At 65.8% G+C, this 19,647-nt stretch carries 17 protein-coding genes; 1 reads left to right on the top strand and 16 read right to left on the bottom strand.

Features of this window, described 5'->3' with window-relative positions:
* Positions 1–16: 16 nt before the first annotated feature.
* The 6 genes from ACED67_RS19930 to ACED67_RS19955 form a co-directional block, all read right to left on the bottom strand.
* On the bottom strand, positions 17–838 hold the full coding sequence (locus tag ACED67_RS19930) for a 3-methyl-2-oxobutanoate hydroxymethyltransferase (protein WP_395543484.1): 822 nt from the start codon (positions 836–838) through the stop codon (positions 17–19).
* A gap of 5 nt (positions 839–843) precedes the next feature.
* Entirely contained in the window at positions 844–1,308 is a 465-nt protein-coding gene (gene rbsD / locus ACED67_RS19935; protein ID WP_395543485.1) for a D-ribose pyranase, read from the bottom strand.
* Between the two features lie 31 nt (positions 1,309–1,339).
* Positions 1,340–2,278, bottom strand: a complete 939-nt coding sequence (locus tag ACED67_RS19940) for a ribokinase (protein ID WP_395543486.1) — start codon at positions 2,276–2,278, stop codon at positions 1,340–1,342.
* Positions 2,268–3,794, bottom strand: a complete 1,527-nt coding sequence (locus ACED67_RS19945; protein ID WP_395543487.1) for a sugar ABC transporter ATP-binding protein — start codon at positions 3,792–3,794, stop codon at positions 2,268–2,270. Before ACED67_RS19945 ends, ACED67_RS19940 begins: the two co-directional genes overlap by 11 nt.
* A 68-nt stretch (positions 3,795–3,862) precedes the next feature.
* Positions 3,863–4,834, bottom strand: a complete 972-nt coding sequence (locus tag ACED67_RS19950) for a sugar ABC transporter substrate-binding protein (protein WP_395543488.1) — start codon at positions 4,832–4,834, stop codon at positions 3,863–3,865.
* A 44-nt stretch (positions 4,835–4,878) separates the two neighbouring features.
* Positions 4,879–5,907 (bottom strand): ABC transporter permease, encoded by a 1,029-nt coding sequence (locus tag ACED67_RS19955; protein WP_395543489.1) that lies wholly within the window; start codon positions 5,905–5,907, stop codon positions 4,879–4,881.
* Positions 5,908–6,078: 171 nt separating this feature from the next.
* Here ACED67_RS19955 and ACED67_RS19960 point away from each other — a divergent pair, with 171 nt between their 5' ends.
* Positions 6,079–6,930 (top strand): helix-turn-helix transcriptional regulator, encoded by an 852-nt coding sequence (locus ACED67_RS19960; protein ID WP_395543490.1) that lies wholly within the window; start codon positions 6,079–6,081, stop codon positions 6,928–6,930.
* A gap of 48 nt (positions 6,931–6,978) precedes the next feature.
* Here the strand turns inward: ACED67_RS19960 and ACED67_RS19965 are convergent, their stop codons facing one another.
* The 10 genes from ACED67_RS19965 to ACED67_RS20010 form a co-directional block, all read right to left on the bottom strand.
* Positions 6,979–8,037 carry a dipeptidase gene (locus tag ACED67_RS19965; RefSeq protein WP_395543515.1) on the bottom strand — a complete coding sequence of 353 codons (1,059 nt, stop codon included), beginning with the start codon at positions 8,035–8,037 and terminating at the stop codon, positions 6,979–6,981.
* Between the two features lie 11 nt (positions 8,038–8,048).
* Positions 8,049–8,807 carry an ABC transporter ATP-binding protein gene (locus ACED67_RS19970; protein ID WP_395543491.1) on the bottom strand — a complete coding sequence of 253 codons (759 nt, stop codon included), beginning with the start codon at positions 8,805–8,807 and terminating at the stop codon, positions 8,049–8,051.
* Positions 8,804–9,649, bottom strand: a complete 846-nt coding sequence (locus ACED67_RS19975) for an ABC transporter ATP-binding protein (RefSeq protein WP_395543492.1) — start codon at positions 9,647–9,649, stop codon at positions 8,804–8,806. The genes ACED67_RS19970 and ACED67_RS19975 overlap by 4 nt, the downstream gene beginning before the upstream one ends.
* On the bottom strand, positions 9,646–10,560 hold the full coding sequence (locus ACED67_RS19980) for an ABC transporter permease (RefSeq protein ID WP_395543493.1): 915 nt from the start codon (positions 10,558–10,560) through the stop codon (positions 9,646–9,648). Before ACED67_RS19980 ends, ACED67_RS19975 begins: the two co-directional genes overlap by 4 nt.
* Positions 10,557–11,621, bottom strand: a complete 1,065-nt coding sequence (locus ACED67_RS19985; protein WP_395543494.1) for an ABC transporter permease — start codon at positions 11,619–11,621, stop codon at positions 10,557–10,559. Before ACED67_RS19985 ends, ACED67_RS19980 begins: the two co-directional genes overlap by 4 nt.
* Positions 11,622–11,671: 50 nt before the next feature.
* The gene (locus ACED67_RS19990) at positions 11,672–13,273 is read right to left on the bottom strand and encodes an ABC transporter substrate-binding protein (RefSeq protein ID WP_395543495.1); all 1,602 of its coding nucleotides are present in this window, start codon (positions 13,271–13,273) and stop codon (positions 11,672–11,674) included.
* Positions 13,274–13,379: 106 nt separating this feature from the next.
* A complete protein-coding gene (locus ACED67_RS19995; RefSeq protein WP_395543496.1) occupies positions 13,380–14,978 on the bottom strand; it encodes an FG-GAP repeat domain-containing protein in 1,599 nt (532 codons plus the stop codon).
* Positions 14,975–16,291 carry a vanadium-dependent haloperoxidase gene (locus ACED67_RS20000; protein WP_395543497.1) on the bottom strand — a complete coding sequence of 439 codons (1,317 nt, stop codon included), beginning with the start codon at positions 16,289–16,291 and terminating at the stop codon, positions 14,975–14,977. Before ACED67_RS20000 ends, ACED67_RS19995 begins: the two co-directional genes overlap by 4 nt.
* Positions 16,292–16,391: 100 nt before the next feature.
* Complete coding sequence (locus tag ACED67_RS20005) at positions 16,392–17,267, bottom strand: transglutaminase family protein (RefSeq protein WP_395543498.1); 876 nt, start codon at positions 17,265–17,267, stop codon at positions 16,392–16,394.
* Between the two features lie 4 nt (positions 17,268–17,271).
* Positions 17,272–19,638, bottom strand: a complete 2,367-nt coding sequence (locus ACED67_RS20010) for a circularly permuted type 2 ATP-grasp protein (RefSeq protein WP_395543499.1) — start codon at positions 19,636–19,638, stop codon at positions 17,272–17,274.
* Positions 19,639–19,647 lie beyond the last annotated feature (9 nt).

The raw sequence follows: 19,647 nt of genomic DNA on the forward strand, positions 1-19,647 counted from the left end.
GGATCACTGGGATCCGTCAGGTGTCAAGCCGCTGGGTGATCTCGTCGAGAAGGGCCTGCGGCAGCGAGGCGGTCTCTTGCGGGGCCGGGAAGTGACCGGCGGTCACGTCCTGGCGGAAAGCAGTCAGCGCCCTCAGCCTTTCGGCCTGAACCTCGCGCTGAAGGCGGGCAAGGTCGCCGTAGCGGCGGGCATGGCGCGGGGTGGTCTCGGTCTCGCCGCAGATGTCCGAGGTGAAGAGGAAGACAACCTCGGCACCCTTGCCCGATCCCAGCGAGACGGTGACCAGGCCCGAGCGGCGGGACAGTTCAGCCATCAGCGGTGCGGGCACCAGTTCGGCCTCGACGGCGAAGGCGCCGGCCTCTTCCAGGCGGCGGAAGCGGTGATGCAGCTCGACCGCCTCGTCGACCGTCTTGCCCACGGCGCGCACCGAGCCGACCCAGGTGGATTTGCGCGGCACAAAGCCCAGATGGCCCATGACGGGAATGTCCTCGGCGGCGAGAAGCGAGACGACCGAAAGGCGGCGCGCGGTGATCACTGCATCGGCGCCATCGGTCAGGGCCTTGAAGGCGGTGCGCAGGATCTCGTCATCGGTCACCGCCTCTGCAAAACCAAGCGCGGCGGTCAGGAACATCCGGGGCGCACCACGGCGCACCTCGGCCACGTTGCGCGCCCGGCAGATCGCCAGTTCGATCCCGGCGGCCTCGGCGGCGGCGGCTTCGACCGCGCTGTCACAGGTGACCTGGGCAAAGGCCGCGTGGCGGCCCTTGGCCTGCCTAAGCGAAGCCACGGTTGCCAGGCGGGTGCTGTCCCGGACGGCCCAGTCGAAGATCCGCGCCACCTGGGTCAGCCCTTCGTCATCTTGGCGGCATATTCGGGCGGAGCCACGGTGCCGGGCTTCGAGAACCATTGCGGCACGTCGACGCCGGAATAGAGCAGGATATTGCCCCAAGGATCGAAGGCGCCGGTGCGCACGATCACCTTGGCCCGCGCCGCCATCTCGCCCAGGATCGCGGCATGGGGCAGGGTGGTGTGGTCGCTGTCGGCGAAAAGCGCCTTCACAGTCTGCAGCAGAAGCGGGTTGTGGGTGGGCAGATTGTCGGCATAGGCGACCTTTTCGGCCACCATATCCTCGGCGATCAGGCCCAGCACGGTCTTGAGGTCGGGCAGGTCGGGCATGATCGCCAGATCGATGCGCCAGGCCGTGTCCGGGATCGGGAAGCCGGCATCGCAGACGATCATCAGATCGCCATGGCCCATCGAGGCGATGGCATGGTTCAGCTCGGCATTGAGCAGTTTGCCGCGTTTCATGTCCTGTCTCCCTTATCCAGAGTTGCTCCGGTCATTTTTCCAGCATCCCCATCAGCTCGTCGCGATGCGCCATCGAGGGGATGACGCCCAGACGCGTGCAGGCATGGGCCCCCGCGGCCACACCCCAGCGGACCGCTTCGACCAGGGGAAGCCCTTCGCCGATCGCCACGGCGAAGGCCGCGTTGAAACTGTCGCCCGCACCGGTGGTGTCGACCACATCGACCGCAGGGGCCGGCACCATCAGATCAAGCTCGTCGTTCAGGATCAGCGCGCCCGCGCCACCCATGGTCACGATCACCGTTCCCACCCCGCGCCGCCGCAAGGCCAGGGCCAGTTCATGCGTTTCGGTCGGATCGTCGGGACGCAGGCCCAGAAGCAGCCGCAGCTCGCTTTCATTCGGGGTCAGGTAATCGACATGTTCCAGAAGCCCGTCAGGCAGGGCAATCGCCGGGGCCGGGTTGAGAATGGTGCGCGCCCCGGCTTCGCGGCCCAGCTTCATCGCCCGGGCGGCGGCGGCGACCGGGATCTCCAGCACGGACATCACCACATCGCTGCCTGCGATGCAGTCGCGCGCGGTATCGACCCGCACCGGGTCCATCAGCGTATTGGCGCCCATGTCGAGGATGATGAAATTGTCGCCCGAGGCATTCAGGACGATGAAGCCCACACCGGTCGCCTTGTCGGCGGTGCGGTGCAGATGCGTGGTGTCCACGCCTTCGGCCTCATAAAGCCGGGTCGCGACCCCGGCCAGTTCGTCCTGACCAAGGCAGGCGACGATCGAGGATTGCGCGCCCAGCCGCGCCACGCCGACCGCCTGGTTCGAGCCCTTGCCGCCCGGCCCCAGGTCGAAATCCGACCCGAACAGTGTCTGGCCGAAGACCGGGATGATCGGGGTTCGGATGGTCAGGCCGACGGCGAAACTGCCGACCACGGTGATTTTCGGACCTGTCTTGGGGGCGTCAATGGACATGATGTGCTGCCTTTTGCGTGGCCAGCGACATGACCGCCTCTTCGGTCACATCGCCGCCGGTCAGTTCTCCGGTCACCTGCCTGTCGGCCATGACCACGACGCGGCCGGAATGCAGGACGATCTCGGGCAGTTCCGAAGAGATCATCAGGATCGCCAGCCCATCTGCGGCAAGGTTTTTGAGGATGGCGTAGATCTCGGCCTTGGCGCCCACGTCGATGCCGCGCGTGGGTTCGTGCAGGATCAGCAGCTTGGGCTGCGAGACCAGGCCGCGCGCTAGGATGATCTTCTGCTGGTTGCCGCCCGAGAGCGTGGCGATGCGCTGACCGAAATCAGACACCTTGGCCTGCAAGTCGTTGACATAGCGGCTGGCGCAATCCCGGATCTGGCGGCGGCGCAGAAAGCCCGCCCGGCTGAAGACCCGCAGGGTCGAGGAGACGACATTGTCGGCCACGCTCATGGTCAAAAGCGCGCCCGCACCACGGCGGTCTGCCGGGATCAGCGCCATGCCCGCGGCGATGGCGTGCGAGGGTTGCGAAGGGGCAAGCCGGATACCGCCAATCTCGACCGTGCCGCTGCGGGGCATCAGGCCGAAGATCGCCTCGGCCAGACAGTCCTTGCCGCTGTCGGGCAGGCCTGCCACGCCGACGATCTCGCCCGCGGCGACCGAAAGGTCGATACCGTCGATCCGGCCCGGCACGCGCAGCCCGCTGATCCGCAGCACCGGCGCCGCATCCTTGGCAGCGGGCGGCGCAAGGCGGGAATATTGTTCGGCCGTATCCACGGCGCGACCGACCATATGGGCGACAAGATCGGCTGAGGTCAGGTCGGGCGTGTTGTCGAGAGTGATCTGTAGACGCCCGTCGCGCATCACGGAAATGCGGTCGGCCAGCGCACGCACCTCGTCCAGATGGTGCGAGACATAGAGCACGGTCACGCCGCGCGCCCGAAGCGCGCGCACCACGTCAAAAAGCCGCGCGCTTTCGGTGGGCGACAGGGCGGAATTCGGTTCATCCAGCACCAGAAGCCGCGCCTCCTGCGAAATCGCGCGGGCGATTTCCACCATCTGCTTCTGCGCCACGGTCAGGCTGCGCACCGGGTCATGGATGCCGATCTCGGTCAGGCCCAGCCGGTCCAGCGCCTCGGTCGCGGCTTCCGAGGCGCGGCGGCGATCCAGCAGCGACAGCGGACGCCCCGCCGCATAGCGGCCAAGGACGACATTCTCGCCCACGGTCAGGTTTTCGCAAAGCGACAATTCCTGAAACACGACGCGGACGCCAAGCGCCTGACTGGCAAGCGCCGAGCCGATGGTCACGGGCGTGCCGTCGACAAGGATCGTGCCACTGTTGGGCAGCAATTCCCCCGCGAGCACGTTCATCATCGTGCTCTTGCCCGCGCCATTCTCGCCGATGATCGCATGGACCTCGCCGGGACGAAATCCGACCGAGACGCGATCCATGGCGACAACGCCCGGAAAGGCCTTGGTGATGTCCCGCAATTCGAGGAAGGGGGCCGACATGGGGATTGCCTATTCGTCTTTCAGGGCAGGGGGCGCCCCGGACAGCGGGCCCGGGACGCCAGAGCGGATTACTTGGCGACTTCGCCGATGTTTTCGGGGGTGAAGATGCCGACGCCGGTGTCGAGATTGTCGATCGGCTGGCCCTTCAGGAAGCTGACCAGCAGGTTCACCGCCTCATAGCCCTGACGCTCGGGTGCCTGGTCGATGGTGGCCTGGATCACGCCATCGCTGACAAGATCGACCGTCTGGTCCAGAAGGTCGAAGCCGACAACCTTGACCTCGTCTTTCTTGTTGTTGCGCGACACCCATTCGCCGGCGGCCGGGGTCGAGCAGCATTCCAGCGAAAGGATGCCGGTGATGCCCGGATCGGCCAGCATTGCGTTTTCGATCGCGGCGTAGATTTCCTGCGGATCGGTGCCGGTGTTCAGGGTGCGGACGACCTCAATATCCGGGAAGGCGGCCAGACCTTCGCGTGCGCCCTTTTCGCGGTCCAGCGACCATTGCGCCGAGGCATCGATGGTGGCGATCATCACCCGGCCCTTGCCGCCCAGCACGTCGCCCATCAGCTTGCCCGCCTCGCGCCCGGACTGGACAAGGTCCTGCCCGGCAAAGACCAGCCGTTTGCTGTCGGGATTGTCGGTGTTGTAGGTGATGACCGGGATGCCCGCCTCGATCACGCGATTGATGATCGGCGCCAGGGCGTCGGTGCTGACGGACGAGATCGCCAGCCCGTCCATGTCATTCATCAAGGTCTCGATTTCCGAGATCTGGGCATCGGCATCGGCGCCAACTGGCCCGATGAAATGCGCGGTCACGCCCTCGATGGCGTCGCCCTTCTCGACGCCAGCCTTGATGGCCGGGGCGAATTCGTTCGAGGTGTCGTGATAGGAGACATAGATATTCAGCTCTCCGCCCGCTGCCACCTTCTCCTTGATGCGCGGCGCCAGCGCAAAGCTGTCGACGCTGACCGGATCCGCCATGGCGGGCGCCGCAAGCGCCAGCCCGGCGATCAGGGCGATCACACTGGCCTTCAATTTCATTCCTTCCTCCCTCTGGTTTTGTTCCGCTGGCGATCTCGGGGGGCTCAGGTCCGATGGGACCGGATGCTCCACCTGTCGATCGCGACGGCCACGATGATGACCAGTCCGATCATCACTTCCTGGGTGAACGGCGAGACGCCGCTCAGCACGAGCCCATTGCGCAGGACGCCAATGATCAGCACGCCCAGCACGGTTCCAAGGATGCTGCCGCTGCCCCCGGCCAGCGATGCGCCGCCCACCACGACGGCGGCGATCACATCCAGCTCCAGTCCGATCCCGGTACGGCCAGCCTGGCCGCTGGGAAGGAAGGCCATGGACAGAATGCCCGCCACTGCGGCGAGAGCGCCCATGACCACGAAGGCCCAGATCTTCACCGCATCGACATTGATCCCCGAGACGCGCGCCGCCTTGGGGCTGCCGCCCACGGCGAAGATGCGGAAGCCAAAGCTGGTGCGCGACAGCAAGACCCAGCCCAACACGGCGGCGAGGATGAAGAAAACAAGCTGCATCGGGACCAGATCGGCGATGCGGCCCTGACCCAAAGCGAGAAAGGTTTCCAGCACGCCCGGATCGGCGCCATTGCGGGTGTTGACCGTCACCGGCTCGCCATTGGTCATCAAAAGAGCCACGCCGCGGATCACCGACATCATGCCCAGCGTCGCGATCAGCGAAGGCAGGCGTCCATAGGTCGACAGAAGCCCGTTGATCAGGCCGACCAGAACGCCAAGCGACAGGCCAAGCGCAATCGCCGGCGCCACGCCATAGCCCGCCACGATTGCCATTCCCGCGCCCAGCCCGGCCAGCGCATAGGTGGATCCGATGGACAGATCGATCTCGCCCGAAATCAGCACGAAGGTCATGCCGACCGCCATGATGCCCAGAAGCGAGACCTGGCGGCCCACATTCAAGAGGTTGGCAAGGGTCAGGAAACTGTCGGTGGTCAGCGCCAGAAAGGCGCACATCACCACGAAAGCGAGGAATACGCCGGTCTCGCGCGCGCCCAGAAGCCGCGACCGCATCGAGATGCCCCGGACGCGCCCCGGAGCCACGGCCTTACCAATCTGGGCGGTCATTGATGCGCCTCGCAGCGCGCGCGCAGGCGTTTGCCTGCGATGCAGAATTTCGATGCGAGCATCCGTTCCTCCCGGCAGCTGGCGCTTTTCTCCTACTCCAAGACTCATCGTTAAGCAGATGGGCGCTGTCTGCGAATAGACGCGATGTGAAAATACATGTACGAAACGCGCATGACTGAAAATTCCAGAACTGCCGTCACGCGGCTGAGCCTCTACCACCTGCCCGATGCCGCAGCGCGGTATCTTTTCCTCTCGGTCCTGCGCGCGGGATGGATCGACGCAGCGCCCGGCGGCGGCATCGCGCGGCAAAATTGCCCGGGCGATGACGTGCTCTACTGCCTTTCGGGTCGGGGCGAGGTACGGATCGGGGCCGAGCTGCTGCGTATCGCGCCGGGGCAGCTTGTATGGATCCCGGGGGATCAGCCGCATGAGCATTGGGCGGATATTGCCGACCCCTGGTCGGTGATGTGGTTCCGGATGCAGGGGCCGGACCTGCCCCTGTTGCGGTTGAGGATCCTTGGTCAGGGCGGGCCGCAGGTGAACATCGCCAGCGGCGCCGAGATGATCGCCTGGTTCCAGACCCTGTTCAGCACTCTGTCGGACCAGCGGCCCGGGGTCGAGGTGCGGCTGAACGCGGTGCTGGCCCGGTTTCTGGAACTCCTGTCCGGGCCTGCGAATTCCGAGGCACGCAGCCTTCTGCCCGCGCCGCTCGACCGGCTGATGAAACAGATGATGGACCACCCCGAGGCGCCCTGGACCGCCGAAGACATGGCCAAGGTCGCTAGGCTAAGCCATTCGCAGTTGCGCAGGCTGTTCCATCAGCATGTGGGGGTCACGCCCCGCAGCTTCCTTCGAAATCAACGGCTTGTCCGTGCGCAGCGCTTGATGCAGGAAAGCAAGCTGAGCCTGAAGCAGATCGCCGAGGCGACCGGGTTCTTCGACGCCTTCCACTTCAGCCGCGAGTTCAAGCGTGCCGTCGGACAGTCGCCCGCGGTCTGGCGCGTCGCGGAATGGCGCGGTTGACCGGGGCCATGCGCGCGCTCCAACCCACAGGGGCCGACACGGCAGTTGTCAGCCGCGCCACGTCCGACGCAGGACGGATTGCCAGTTGCGATGCGCCAGCTTCTCGATCAGGGCGCGGTCATAGCCATGCCGTGACAGAGCATCAAGCAAGTGCGGCAGGCCGGTCACGTCGCCCAGTATCTCGGGCGTCAGGCAGCCGTCGTAATCGGAGCCCAGTCCGACATGATCCTCGCCCAGCGCCTCGATCAGATGGTCAAGATGGCGCAGCATCACATCCCAGCCGGTCTGCGCGATCCGCTGCCCGTCGGGCCGCAGGAACGAGACCGAGAAATTCAGCCCCACCATGCCGCCGGTCTCGCGGATCATCGCCAGTTGCCGGTCGGTCAGGTTGCGCGACGACGGTGTGACGGCATGGGCATTGGAATGGGTGGCGACCAGCGGCGCGTCCGACAGCGCCGCCACATCGTTGAACCCGGCCTCGTTCAGATGGCTCAGATCCAGCATCACCCCCAGCGCGTTACAGTCGCGCACAAGGCGTTTGCCCGCATCGGTCAGGCCCGGCCCGGTATCAGGGCTGGATGGGTAAGCGAAGGGCACGCCATGGCCAAAGATCGTGGGCCGCGACCAGACCGGGCCCAGCGAGCGCAGGCCCGCCGCATGGAAAACATGCAGCGCATCAAGGCTTTCGTCGATCGCCTCGGCGCCTTCCATATGCATCACCGCGGCGATGGTGCCGTCAGCAAGGCAGGCGTCCAGCGCATCGGCATCGCGCACGATCTTCACGGCACCGCCGCTGGCGCGTTCCATCCACATCAGATGCCCCATGGCCGCAAGGGCAGGGGGCACGGCCTGATCGAAGGGAATCGCTTCGGGCAGGGGCAGGCGATAGGGCGGTGTCTCCATCGACTTGTGATGGGCCGCATCGTCGGGGTCGGGGGGCGAGGGCAGGTAGATGGCGAAGAAGCCGCCGGCAAACCCGGCGGCTTTCATGCGCGGCAGGTCGAGATGGCCCTTGCCCTCGCCCGTCAGGAAGATCTGGTCGCGGCGGGCGGGATCCAGCAGCAGGCGCAGGAGCAGGTCATTGTGGCCGTCGAAGACCGGGGTCATGACGCCAGGGTTCATGTCGTGGCATCCAGCATGCGGTCGGCCGAGGCTTCGAACAGGCTGCGGGCGTAGTCTGTCTTCATCCTGGCATTGGCAAGATCGGCGCGGGCCAGTTCCTCGACCGCGCGGCCATGCTGCATGACCAGAACGCGGTCGCACATGTGGTCGATCACCGCCAGGTCATGGCTGACCATCAGGAAGGTCAGGCCGCGGTCCTCGCGCAGCGCGGACAGCAGGTTCAGCACTTCGGCCTGAACGCTGGCATCCAGCGCGCTGGTCGGTTCGTCCAGCAGCAGGATCTTCGGCTCCAGCATCAGGGCGCGGGCGATGGCGACGCGCTGTCGCTGCCCGCCCGACAATTGATGCGGATAGCGGAAGCGGAACGAGGCAGGCAGGCCAACATCCGTAAGCGCCTTGACCACGCGGCGGTCAGACTCGGCGATGCCATGGATCGCCAGCGGCTCGGACAGGGTGCGGTCGATGGTATGGCGCGGATGCAGGCTGGCATAGGGATCCTGGAAGACCATCTGCACCTGACGCGCAAAGCCATGGCCCGCATTCAGCGGCTGACCGTCCAGCCGGATCGCCCCGGCCGAGACCGGCGCCATGCCGCAGATCGCACGCAGGATGGTGGATTTGCCCGAACCGGATTCGCCCACCAGCCCATAGCTTTCGCGGGCCTCGACATTAAAGGATACATCCTGCACCGCCCGAACCTCGCGGCCTTGGGCCTGGAAGGTGACAGAAAGCTTCTCGATCTCGATCAGGCTCATGCCGCGCCCTCCCTGGCCCAGTCGCCCGTTCGGTCAAGACCGGGCAGGGGGCCGCGGTCGCCGCCGATCCGGGGCAGGCAGTTCAACAGGCCCTGGGTATAGGGGTGCCTGGCCTGCATCAGATCGCGGGCGGCCAGTTCCTCCACCACCTTGCCCTTGTACATCACCAGCACCCGGTCGCAGAACCGCGACACCAGCCGCAGGTCATGGCTGATGAAGATCAGGCCCATGCCGCGATCCTTTACCAGACCATCAAGGATCGACAGGACTTCGGCCTGCACCGTCACGTCCAGCGCAGAGGTGGGTTCGTCGGCGATCAGCAGGTCGGGCTCCGGGATCAGCATCATCGCGATCATCACCCGCTGGCCCATGCCGCCCGAAAGCTCATGCGGATAGGCCGCCATCACCCGCTCGGGGTCGCGGATCTGCACCGCTTCCAGCGCGGCAAGCGCCTTGGCGCGGGCATCCTTGCGGCCCAGCCCGTCGCGGCGCCGCAGCCCCTCGGTCAACTGGTCGCCCACGTTCATCACTGGGTTGAGGCTGTACTTCGGGTCCTGCATCACCATGCCGATGCGCTTGCCACGCAACGCACGCATCTCGCGTTCCCCGGCCTTCATCAGATCCTGCCCGTCGAACCGCATCGCATCCGCCGCGATCCGCCCCGGCGGCCGGATCAGCCGCAGGACCGAGCGCCCGGTCATGGTCTTGCCCGAGCCCGACTCGCCCACGATGCCCAGCCGCTCGCGCCCCAGGCTGAACGACACGCCGCGCACCGCCTCGACCGGCCCGGTCTCGGTGTCAAAGGTCACGCGCAGGTTCTTCACGTCCAGAAGCGGGGTCATCGCGCGGCACTCCTCGGGTCCAGCACGTCGCGCAACCCGTCGCCCAGAAGGTTGAAGCCCAGCGAGACGATGAAGATCGCAAGACCCGGCATGGTGGCGACCCACCATTGCTCGAACAGGTATTTCCGCCCTGTCGAGATCATCAGACCCCATTCGGGCAGGGGCGGCTGCACGCCAAGGCCAAGGAAGCCCAGACCGGCGGCGATCAGGATCACACCCGCCATGTCCAGCGTCACCCGGATGATGACCGAGGGCAGGCACATCGGCACGATATGCCCGGCGATGATCCGCACCGGCCCCGCACCCTGAAGGCGGATGGCGGCGATATAGTCCGATTTGCGCACGGTCAGCGTCTCGGCCCGGGCAACGCGGGCATAGGGCGGCCAGGCGGTCAGGGCGATGGCCAGGACGGCATTCTCGATCCCCGGCCCCAGGACGGCGACCAGCGCAAGCGCCAGGATCAGGCGGGGGAAGGCAAGGAAAATGTCGGTCAGCCGCATCAGCACCGCATCGACCCAGCCGCCGAAATACCCGGCGACCGTGCCGATCAAGAGGCCCAGAACCGGCGCGGTCACGGCGACCAGCCCGATGATATACAGCGTGATCCGGCTGCCATAGATGATCCGGCTCAGGATATCCCGGCCGAAATCGTCGGTGCCCAGCCAGTTGCCGGGCGTGCCGGGCGGCAAAAGCCGCCGCGACAGATCCTGCACCAGCGGGTCATGCGGCGCGATCCAGGGCGCGAAGGCGGCGGCGAACAGAAGGATGCCGACGATCACCAGCCCGGCCATGGCCAGGTTGTTGCGCTTGATCCGCAGCCAGGCCAGCCACCATTGCCCAAGGCGGGCCTGACGGCGCGAAGAGGGGCTGGGATCGGTCACCCATTGCCGCCAGGTCTGTGCGCCGCTCATGCCCGCGCCCTCGGATCGACCAGCCGGTAAAGGATGTCGGAGGCCATGTTCAGCGTGACGAAAGCCACACCAACGACAACGGTGCCGCCCAGAACGGCGGGCATGTCGGCGGCGAACAGGGCATCGGTGATATAGCTGCCCAGGCCGGGCCAGGCAAAGATCGTCTCGGTCAGGACCGACCCCTCCAGAAGATAGGCATAGGACAACGCGATGACGGTGATCAGCGGCACCATGACATTGCGCATGGCATGAACCCAGATCACACGCCATTCCGGCATGCCCTTCACGCGGGCAGTGGTGATATATTCCTGGCCCAGCTCGTTCATCATGAAGCTGCGGGTCATCCGGCTGATATAGGCCATCGAGATATAGCCCAGCAGGCCCGCGGGCAGGATGATATGCGACAGCGCGTTGCGGAAGATGTCCCAGGCGCCGTTCAAGAGCGAATCCAGCAGCACCATGCCGGTATATTGCGTAAGCTGGAACTCCAGCATCATGTCATAGGCCGGGTCGAGGCGCCCCGGGCCGGCCACCCAGTCAAGCTTGCCGTAAAAGATCAGAAGCCCCACAAGACCCAGCCAGAAGACCGGCATCGAATAGCCCATCAGGCCAACCAGCCGCACAAGCTGATCCGAGATCGATCCGGGTCTGGTCGCCGCCAGCACCCCCGCCGGAATGCCGACCAGCGTGCCGAAGATCGTGCCCAGCGTCGCCAGTTCCAGCGTGGCGGGGAAGAAGCGGGCAATGTCCTGCGCCACGGGCATGCCGGTGCGGATCGAACGACCCAGATCGCCCTGCAGCGCATCGCGGACGTAGATGTAGAATTGCTCCCACATCGGCAGGTCCAGCCCCAGCGCGTCGCGCACGGCCTGCATCTGGGCGGGTGTCGCGCGCTCGCCCACAATGGACAGGACGGGGTCGATGGGCACGACCCGGCCAATGATGAAGGTGATGAGAAGAAGGCCAAGGATGGTGATCGCCAGCGTGCCAAGGCCAAGCAGGATTTGCACCAGCAGCCGGGCGAGGCGATTGCCGCCCTGGGGGGTCGAGATGTCGCTCATGAATCAAAACGGCCGCCGCGGACCCGTTGGGGCACGCGGCGGCCTGTCGCTTACTTGGTGATCGTCCAGTAGGTGACCGAGTCGGTCGCCCCACCGGCATAGAAGCCCTCTACATTGGCGCGCAGCCCGTCCTGCCGCGCCTGCTGGAACATCAGCACGAAGGCCGAAGTGTCGCGCACCTTGCGTTGCAGGTCCTCATACATGGCCTTGCGCTTGTCGGTGTCCTTCTCGACCACGGCCGCGTCGGTCTCGGCATTGATCTCGGCACCCGGATCCCAAGCGGTCCGCCACGCCAGATAGCCGGTCGCGCCCGCTTCGTCGCTGTTGTCGGGGTTCGAGGCAAAGGTCGAGGCGTTGGTATGCGGATCGGGATAGTCCGGGCCCCAGGTTTGCAGCGTGATGTCATGCTTGCGGCCACGATAGGTTTCCAGACCCTGCTTGCCGTCGCCCACATCCATTTTCAGATTGATGCCGATCTGGGCGAAGGTGTTCTGGATCGAGGTCGCGATGTCCAGCCGTTCCTGGTTGTTGCGGACGGTGAAGCCGATCTCGATCGGCAGGGTCAGACCCGATTCCGCCATCAGCGCCTTGGCTTTCTCGATATCCAGGCTGTAGGGGTTCTCATCCAGCGCGCCCAGGAAGCCCTGCGGCAAGAAGTTCTGGTGCACGACCCACATGCCCTTCAGGATGCTGTCAGTCATGCCCTTGTAATCAATGGCATAACGCATGGCTTCCTGAACCTTGGGATTGGCCAGCGCTTCGTTCTTCTGGTTCAGCGCCAGATAGTAGATCTGGCCGCCCACATCGCCCTGGATCTTCACATCCGGGTTGCCCGACAGGCCCTCGATATCGGTCGGCGTCAGTTCGCGCGCGATGTCGATATCGCCCTTTTCCAAGAGCAGGCGCTCGGTCGCGCCTTCCGGGATATGTTGCATGAACACAGTCTTCAGCTTGGCATCGCCGCGCCAATGGCCTTCGCGGCGCTCCAGCACATAGCCTTCATTCGGCTTGAAGCTTTTCAGCACATAGGCGCCGGTGCCGGCCGAATTGGCCTTCAGCCATTCATTGCCCATATCGCCATTGACCTCATGGGTCATGACTTCGGTCATGTCGACGATATTCGCCACGCCCGCAGTCAGGCAGTTGTAGACGAAAGAGGGTGCATAGGCCTTGTCGGTCTTCAGCGTGACCGTATCGCCGTCGGCGGTGATCATCTGATCGACATTTTCCGCCGTCAGGCCGAACTGCGTCAGGATGAAGGCCGGGGTCTTGTTCAGTTTGACCACGCGCTTCAGCGAGTCTGCCGCGACTTGCGCCGTCAGCGGGTTGCCGCTGCTGAAGGTGATGCCCGACTTGATCTTGAAGGTATAGGTCACGCCGTCATCGGCCACCGACCAGCTTTCGGCCAGGCCCGGCACCAGCTCGCCCGGCTTGGTCGGGTCCAGCTCGATCAGCGTGTCATAGACGTTGTTGTTCAGGTCGACGCCCGAGAATTCAAAGGCCTCCGCCGGGTCGATCGAGACGATATCGTCGATCGCATCGGCCACGACCAGCGTGTCCGCCGGGGTTTCGGCCATCAGTGCCACAGGGGCAGTGCCCGCAAGCAAGACCGCAATCGCCGCAGCGCGGCCAAGACCGTGTTTCAGGAACATGTCAGAACTCCCAGTGGTTCGCCCGGCCATTCCTTGCGGCCGGTTCTTTGACCAGTTGGACAATTCGTCCGGGCGGGAGTCAAGGGTTTCTCCGCGCGTCGGGCCGTCAGGGCACCTGACGCTGCGGATCTGCCCGCGGCGTCAACTGCCAAAAGGCATCGCCGGAAAGGTTTTGCCACGGCCCGGGTGCCGCGCCCGGCCAGGTGATGCGCACATCGGCCTTATCCGCCGCCCCAAGCCCGAAATGCTGCCAACCCAGATGGCCGCCGCCATGCCCACCGCCCACGGTGATCTCATGGGTCTGCAAGGGCAGGTCCTTGGCACGAACTTCGATGATCGCGCCGATTCCATCGCGATTGCCCTCCGGCTGCGACAGGCGCAGCGACAGGAAATGGCCGATGCCTGACCCGCCGGTATTGCGCCAAAGCTGCGTCGGGGCATTTCGGTTGACGGAAATCAGATCAGGCAAGCCATCGGCATTCAGGTCGACCGCCGCCCCACCACGGCCCTCGGCCATGCTGGCGACATCGGCAAGGCCCGCCGCTTCGAGGAATGTGCCATCTTCGCGCTGCAACAGCAGGTTATTCGGGTCTTTTTCTGCAAAGTCCGGCATGTCCCAGACATTTCCCTTGACGATGTAAAGATCGTCATACCCGTCGTTGTTGACATCAGAAAATTCCGCATGCCAGGCGGTCGAGGGCCGCTTGTCATCGCCGATGAAGGGCCGATGCGCGGTGACGCCACGCTTGAAGGCCTCGTCGGTGAATTGCGGCTTGCCGGTCGCGGGGTCGGCCAGGACCTGCAACTTGTTGTCGGCCATCGAGGTCAGAAAATAGTCGGGATAGCCGTCGCCAGTCACGTCGGTCTGGGCGATGCCCATGCCCCAGATGCGCAACCGCGCCCAACCTTCCTCGGCGGTGTACAGGGCCGGTGGCGCATTTGGCGGGAAATGCCAAAGCTGCTCTTGCCCGCCCTTGTAATATTCGCGGTCATTCGACACCCGCAGGCTGGGCGCGCCCGAGCGGTTCCAGTCGGTGAACAGGATCGACAGGGCGCAGAAGCCCGGCTTCAACGCGATCGGCGCGCCATAGCCGCCCGTCGCAGCCGGACGATACAGGTGGTTCGGCGTACACGATCCCCAGGGAAAGGCCTCTTGCGTGCGGTCGATGTAAGAACCGACCGCAAGTGTCGGCCAGGATTGGCCTTTCTCCCACATGGCGGCAAAGGCGGTGGACCACAGGTCCAACCCGTCAAAGCCCCAGCTGGCGCTTGCATCTTCGAACTTGCAATCGCCAAGGCCGCGCATCAGCCGGTCCTCTCCCACGCGCAGAACTGCCAGATCGGTGATCCCGTCCCCATCGATGTCCAGTGGCCAGGCGCCCGAAACCTGGTCGATTTCCAGGCCGCTTTCGGCTGCGGCGAATTTCAGCGCGCCACCGGTCTCGCTTTCGTTCAGGAAAAGCCGCGCCGACGCGGTGCCGCCCGCAAGAAAGACCTCGGGTTTCAGATCGCCATTGCAATCGAACACCGCCGCCCCGCCACCGACCATGAAGGTCCATTCACCCGAGAATGTGTGGCTCAGCCCGGATGTTGCGGTTTCTTCCTCATACCCCGGCACGACCGGGTCCGCCGCGGTTTCTCCCTTGGCGGCGGCCGCCAGCAGAAGGGCGGTCAGGATGGCGGCGAAGATCACTGCGCTGTTCATGCCTGGATCCTCAGCCGAACCGCATAGGCGCCGATACACGCCCCTTGCTCCAATCCGCGCTCGATCGCGGCGCGGAAATGAATGCCGCCATAGAGCCGCGAAATACCCGCCTCCTGCGCTGCCGCCTGGAAATTGGCGAAGGGCCGTTCCGGGATGCCGTCATCCAGATGGGTGCCATCGACAAAGGCATGGTCGGCGCCGAACACCGCATCCAGCACCGCCGCCGCCGCGCCGGATTGGGTGGAATGGCCCGAAGGATATTCCGGGAAGGGCGGCGTGTTCAGGATCGGCTGCCATTTCGGGTCGATCACGCGCTGGATATAGGTGATGGGCCGGACCAGATCGTATTCGAACTTGGTATGCCAGCAGCCGATAAAGGCATCGGCCAGCGTGATCCCCAGCCGCGCCATAACTGCCGCCCAGCGTGTCGCTGGCGCGCCCTCGGCATCCAGCTCGGTCATCGCGATCGAGATCCAGTGCCCGGGCGGGGTCGAGGACAGCATCGGATCATCCGACCAGAAGGCGGCAATGGCCCGCTGTTCCGGGGTCAGGTTCTTGACCGCTTCATAGACCTCCTTCGCCTCGGCGTAGAATTCGGACGCGGGGTCCTCGGAATAGGCGGGCGGCGGCGGCAGGGGGCAGCTGTTGCCTTCCGGCATAGCGAAGGGGCGCACGTTGCCCCAGTAGGGCAGCAGCGGTTTCTGCTGCACGGCGACGGTGCTGGTGGGCACCCAATGCGCCGGGCCGGGGGTCAGTTCCCAGGTCTCGGGAAAGCCCAGATTTTCCACCACGGCGCCACGATCCGCCCCCGACCAGGCGCTGACATGCAGCACCACCGCCTCGGCAAAGTCCCGGCTGCGCCGCAGCACATCGGGCGCGATGCCGGTTTCTACCTGTGCCGTCAGCACCTTTTCCATCGCTTGCATGGCGCGCTGGCCGGTCGGCCCGGTGTTCGAGAAGAATTCCTTCACCGCCAGGGCCAGCGCCGCGTTCAACAGCACCGCCTCGTCATAGGCGACACCACCCTCGCGGTCGGGCAGGGGAAGAAGCTCGTTCAACTGGCCCGCCAGCGTCACCCCGCCACCCGGTCCGCCGCGCAGAGCCTCATGTGCGATCACGCCGATATAGGCAAAGGCGCGGCTGGCCACGGGGGGCGAATAGGTCGGTGTGTGGCGCACCAGCTCCAGCATCAGCCGGTACCATTGCCGGATCACCTGCACGCCGCTGTCTTCGGCCGCCTGCCCGGGCGCGGGCAAGCCGAATGCGGCAAAAGCGGCCAGTCCCAGGCCAAATCCCCTGCGGCTGATCTTCATGCCTGTCTCCCCGCCGCCCCCTGCGACGCGGCGATCAAAGCACGCCAGCCCCCCGCCGGGCAAGCCGCCGCAGAAGGGGTTCCCGCAACAGGGCTCGGTCTCAGATCTCGACGATATCGACGCTGTGGCTGCCCGATTGGTGGCCCTGCATCCGAAGCATTCCGATCACCGGCGCGGCCTCGGAATAATCGCGCGCGGCGCCCACGGTCACATGATCGGCGCCGACGAAACAGGCATTGGTCGGGTCGTAATCCAGCCAGCCGCCCTCGATTCCGGTCCAGGCCCGCACCCAGGCATGCATGGCATCCGCCCCCACGAGGCGCAGCTTGCCCGGTGGGGGCAGGGTGCGCAGATAGCCCGAGACATACGCCGCGGGAATACCAAGGCTGCGCAATCCGGCGACCATGATCTGCGACAGGTCCTGGCAGACGCCGCGCCTGTCGGAAAAGGCGCGGGCGATGGGCGTGTCGGCCTCGGTTGCCCGCGGGTCAAAGGTCATCGCGCCGTTCAGCGCGAGACCCAGCGCCTCGACCATGGCCGCCACGGTTCCCGCCCCGGCCGCGGCTTTGCGGGCGAAGGCTTCGATCTCGGCCACACGCGGGATATGGGGCGAGGGCGCAAGATAGTGATGCGGGGCCGCCGGGCCAAAGCCGGTCGTTGCGGCGATCTCGGCGGCCAGCGCGTCGGGCCGGACCGAAAGATCGAAGCGCGGCCCCGTCTCCTGCCGTTCCACCCTGGCCGACATGGAAAAGCGCAGCGCTTCCAAGCCGGGCGGCAAAGTGAACTCCGCGACCTGAAAACCGTAGAAATCGGTGAAGCGGCCCTGCTCCAGCGGCGCGGGTGTCATCGTCAGGCTGTACGCCTCGACCGACTGCACCCCCGTCATTTGCGCCGGATGCACCCGCAAAAGCTGCCGCCCCAAGCCGGGGGGGCGTTCGAACTCATATTGGATGGTCAGGTTAAGCTGATAACGCATGACATCAGGTCAGATAGGCGCGAGTAAGAAGATCGGAAAGATCCGCGATGCGGTCGCGGAAATCCTCAAGCACTTCGGTGGTCATCGCTTCGGCATCGCTGACCGCAAGGTCGGTTTGCAAACGCAGGATATCGCGTGCGACCGGCGAAAGGGTTCCGTGGTCTCGCGCATCGGGCAACAGGTCGATCTGGGCGCGCATCCCGTCGATCTGGTGGCGCAGCGAACGCGGGTTCATCGGATCCAGCGCCAGAAGGTCGATCACGGTCTGTCGCGAGGTATAGACCGAAAAGCGCCGCCGATGGGTCAGCACGGAATCGCCGACCTCGACCGCCAGTTCCAGCGCCCCGGACGGGGCATCGTCATCGGCAAGGATCGACAGCCAATGCGCCATGGACATCGCGCGCTCATGCTGGCGCCCGATGGTCAGGAAGCGCCAGCCGACAAAGCGATACATGTTCTCGTTCACAAGGCCGGAAATCCCGGCCAGCTTGCGCAACAATGCCGAAAGCGCGCGGGCCGCATCGTCGCCGGGCGTCACACGTGCCGCCATGCGCGTCGCCGTCTTCTGCAGGTCGGCCAGCGCCGTCCAGGCATCGGGCGAGAACCGGTCGCGCACTTGCCCGGCGCTGGTGATCGCCGCGGCCAGCGTGTCGCGCAGCCCTTTGGGAATGCCTTCCTCGGGGTCCACGCCCTGCGCCGACAGAAGGGGGGCGATGCAGTCGAACAGGGGGGCCTGCGCCGCGCCGCTTTCGGCCAGCCTGGTGTTTCGGGCGCGCAGAAGCCGGATGATCCCCTCGGCCCTTTCGACATAGCGGCCCAGCCAGAACAGGTTGTCGGCCGCGCGTGAGGGCAGGGCCGAGGGCAGCGGACGGCGATAGGCTTCGGGCCGCGCGGGCACCATGGACAGCGGTTCGACCTTGTGGTCCGAGACGATCCAGACATCGGCCGTCTTGCCGCCGCGCTGCAAGGCAAGGGCGGCGGGGTCAGCGGTCGCGCCGATGCGTGCGAAGCCGCCCGGCATCACCGCCCAGCCGCTTTGGCTGCGGGCCAGGAAGACGCGCAGCGTCATCGGGCGCGGCACGATGGCGCCGTCGATCAGCGCGGGCGTGGTGGAAAGCGTGACGGATTCCTCAGCCACCAACCCTGCGCCTTCGGTCTCGAGCCTGGCTTGCAATTCGGCAGGCGGCATGGCGGCGGCCATGCGGCGGCCCGCATCGGCGTCAAAGGGCAGCGCGGTCGAGAAGGCAGGTCCCAGGACCATCCGGTCGGCGGCGGCCAGAACGGCCTGCCGTGCGGCACCATCGCCGCACCACCAGCTTGCGACATTGGGGATCAGCAGCGGCTCGCCCAGCAGATGCTGGCAGAGCTTGGGCAGGAAGGCCATGAGCGCACGGCTTTCCACCACGCCCGACCCAAGCGCGTTGATCAGCGACACCTGGCCCGCGCGGATCGCGGCCAGAAGGCCCGGCGTGCCGATGCGCGAGGACTGGTTCAGTTCCAACGGATCGGTGAAGCTGCTGTCCATCCGCCGCCACAGAACCTCGACGGGCTTCGGCCCCGAGACGGTGCGCAGCATCAGCCGCCCGTCCTGAACCGACATGTCCTCGCCCTGCACCAGGTTGAAGGCCAGATAGCGCGCGATATAGCTGTGCTCGAAATAGGTCTCGTTCAGCGGGCCGGGGGTCAGGATCGCGGCGCGCCCGTTGCGGTCCACCCGATGCGCCAGCAATGCGTCGCGGAAGTCGCGGAAGAAGCCCGCAAGGCGGTGGACATTCTCCTCGGCATAGAATTCCGACAGCGCGCGCGAGGTGGCGACGCGATTTTCCAGGGCATAGCCCGCGCCCGAAGGCGCCTGCGCACGGTCCGCCAGCACCCACCATCTGCCATCCGGGCCCCGGCCCAGCTCGAAGGCGACGAAATGCAGGTAATGGCCGGTGCGGGGTCTTATGCCCACCATCGGGCGCAGCCATTCCGGGTTGGCGGCGATCAGTTCCGCTGGCAACCGTCCCGCGGTGACCAGGCGGTTTGGCCCGTAAAGATCGGCCATCACCGCTTCCAGCAGATCCGCCCTTTGCCGCAGGGCCGGTTCCAGCGCCTGCCATTCCGCCTCGTCCACCAGGACCGGCACGGGCGAGAGCGGCCAGCGCCGCTCGACCGAACCCTCGGCGCCATACATGCGGTAGAAGACGCCGGAATCGTTCAGATACTGGTCGGCACGGGCGAAATGGGTCGCGCGCTCGACCGGGCTCAGGCCATCGAGATACCCCGCCAGACCCTGCCATAGCGGCCGGATGCGGCCTTTCGGGTCGACCAATTCGTCAGGAACGCCCGGCAAGGGGCGATAGGCCAGAAGGCCGCCCTCCGACGCCAAGCCCTTGCC

This window comes from Neotabrizicola paludis (assembly GCF_044142105.1).
Lineage (GTDB): Bacteria > Pseudomonadota > Alphaproteobacteria > Rhodobacterales > Rhodobacteraceae > Pseudogemmobacter.